The organism is Candidatus Melainabacteria bacterium RIFOXYA2_FULL_32_9 (genome assembly GCA_001784615.1).
In the GTDB taxonomy this organism is placed as follows: Bacteria; Cyanobacteriota; Vampirovibrionia; order Gastranaerophilales; family UBA9579; genus UBA9579.
Window position 1 is genome coordinate 27609 of record MFRQ01000011.1, and the last position, 2761, is coordinate 30369.

3 protein-coding genes and 1 pseudogene (1 of these 4 running past the window's edge) are annotated in these 2761 nt (G+C 31.6%); 2 read left to right on the top strand and 2 right to left on the bottom strand.

Annotated elements, in window-relative coordinates:
- Positions 1–971: pseudogene (locus A2255_08245) on the bottom strand (hypothetical protein); it reaches 523 nt to the left of the window's first position.
- Between the two features lie 563 nt (positions 972–1534).
- Here A2255_08245 and A2255_08250 point away from each other — a divergent pair.
- Together A2255_08250 and A2255_08255 are read left to right on the top strand one after the other, a co-directional pair.
- A complete protein-coding gene (locus A2255_08250) occupies positions 1535–1753 on the top strand; it encodes a hypothetical protein (GenBank protein ID OGI23349.1) in 219 nt (72 codons plus the stop codon).
- A gap of 119 nt (positions 1754–1872) precedes the next feature.
- The gene (locus tag A2255_08255; protein ID OGI23350.1) at positions 1873–2169 is read left to right on the top strand and encodes an excinuclease ABC subunit C; all 297 of its coding nucleotides are present in this window, start codon (positions 1873–1875) and stop codon (positions 2167–2169) included.
- Between the two features lie 255 nt (positions 2170–2424).
- Here A2255_08255 and A2255_08260 read toward each other — a convergent pair whose 3' ends face one another.
- Entirely contained in the window at positions 2425–2658 is a 234-nt protein-coding gene (locus tag A2255_08260; protein OGI23351.1) for a hypothetical protein, read from the bottom strand.
- Positions 2659–2761 lie beyond the last annotated feature (103 nt).

Here is a 2761-nt window from a genome sequence, read left to right on the forward strand (position 1 = left end):
AGATTTCTATTATAAATTTCTTTATTAATCCTTTCACTTCCTGTTTGAAGTCCCATAAAAGCCCAAACAAGTCCCGCTTCTTTAAGCATAGTTATTTTTTCTCTGGTGATATGCTTTGGTGTGGTTTTTATTGCAAATGGAAGTCCGATTTTAGTTTTATACTGAGCTGAAAACTCTTTAATCCATTCATTATCCTGAATAAGAAAGCAGTCATCTTGAAAATTTAAGAAAAAAATGTTTGAATGCTGTTTTATTTCTTCGAGACATTCTGAAATTACTGATTCTACTGAGCGTTTTCTGAGTTTATAATTTTTATACAGATTTTTATACACAGAATTACAGCAGTAAGAGCAGGAATAAGGACATCCTCTCGTTGAAATTATACTGGGAAATATTCCGCTGTATCTTGAATAGATCCTTAACAGCCTATTATCAAATAGTGAAACTTTTCCCTGATGAACAACAAACATATTTTTGGGAAGAAGTCTTGGAAAAGGAAATTTATCGATATTTTCTTCAATAATTCCAGGAAATGATAAAAGTTGATCATCTTTTTTGATACAAATACCTGCAAGGTTGCTATAGTCTTTACCCTGCTCTATACATCGGATCAGCTCCAGAAAAGTATTTTCCCCTTCTCCTCTGATTACAATATCTCCTATTGATAAACAGTCTTCAGGCGCAATAGTTGCATGAATTCCACCAAATACCAAAAGAACATTGCTAAATTTTGATTTAAATTTTTCAGCAAATTGAGAAACCCGAAAAAACTCATGAGACATCAAGCTAATGCCAACTATATCTATGTTATTTTCCTGAATAAAATTCAAAATCCCGATATCTGTGCTGGAATCCGCATCTGGCTGTAGTATTAAATAACTTTCATAATTATTTTCCAGAATATAGGAATGTATGTATTTTGCACCAATAATATCTGAATTAGTTTGAAAAGAAATAATAGCAACTCTCATAATAAATGCAGTGTATAACAAATTATACAGAGTAGTCCAGTTTGACGAAAACTATAGGCTTGTTTATGTGGTATTTAAAAGCCTTCCCTTCGATTGTACGAGTTCAGCTATTCTTTTATTAGTTTGTAGAATGAGCTTTTAGTCCAAAAAGGAGGCTGGGTATTTGACTTAAACATAGATTCTATACCAATAATTTGACTACTTATCTACCATCATCAATCTTAATCCTGTCATTCTGAGCGAAGCGAAGAATCTCAAATCATAAAAAGTAGAACTGTCATCCCTGGCTTGACCCGGGATCTAATCATCGTTCTTCTGTCAATTCTGAATGAAGTGAAGAATCTCTTTTATTTTATATTTTTCAATAAATGTCTAAATTCCTGAATTTCATCAAAAGTTTCCCGAGCAGATTTAATATATCTCTCCGCAATTTCAAGGCAGTGTTTCATGTCTAATAATCTGTATAAAAGTTCCTCTTGTTTTTCTTTATCCATAACGTTTATTCTCTATTTTTGACAGTGTGACTGGTTGTAACTATTGCCAGTATAACTGACAATTTGTGTATGGACAAGATATTTTTAAAAAAAGTTGGAAATAAAATTCAAACTTTACGAAAAGAAAAAGGTTTATCGCAGGAAGAATTAGCCTGTGATGCAAAAGTCTCACGCTCCACAATCAGCATGATAGAAACTGCTCAAAATGATATAACTTTATCAAAGATAAAAAGAATAGCTAAAGCTCTTGATGTTGAGCCTTATGAATTGCTCAAATTTGATAAATAAATCGTAGCTTTGTCATTTTGTGCTAAGACTCTTTTATTTTTCTATGATTCACAATACTAAATATTATAGATGCCGGAACAAGTCCGGCATGACAGTATAAGATAATATAAAATAGGTTAATGGGCGTGAATAAGCAATATTATGTTTATATAATAACTAATTTTAATAATTCTGTTTTGTATACAGGTGTCACAAATGATTTAAAACGAAGAATTTATGAACATAAAAATAAATTAATAGAGGGCTTTTCAAAGAAATACAATTTGAACAAGTTAGTTTATTACGAAATTTTTGAAGATATAGAACCTGCTTTACATCGAGAAAAACAGCTAAAAAAATGGCAAAGACAATGGAAAATAAATATTATTAATGATTTTAACCCTGAATGGGCTGATTTATATACAAAAATTATATGAATCAATCTTATATCACTAAAAATCTGTCATTTTAGGCTTATTTCATTGGTAGGATTAACCTATCTGCTTCATCAATCATTACATTATCATGCCGCACTTATTCCAACATCTAACTAATGTACGTGGTCATTTTGAATGAAATGAAGATCGTTAATAACTATGTTCCCAAAACAAAATATAATCCTGTAATCCCAAGCTTAATCCGGGATTTATCCTATATAATCATTCTGAATGAAGTAAGAAATTTCTAGAAGTTTAGGAAGCTAATTTTTGCTCGAAAGTATCAGCGGAGCTTGATATTCCATAGACTTCATCCTGTAAATTAAACTTGATGTCTCCAACAGAGCCACCGAACTTTTGTCTAAGTATTGTTAATAATGAATAAGCGAGGCAAACAAATCCGACGTGATTAACCAGCTTTTGCCATTCCTCAACTTGGAAATTTTCCAATCCCAGCTTTTGTTTCGACTCTCTATGGAAGACTTCCACTTCCCATCTGCTTTTGTAGGCAGATTTTAATCTCTTAGGGTAAATTCCCCGCAGCTCTGCTGCGTTTTGTTATAAAATAAAATAATGAGCAAATATATTCATA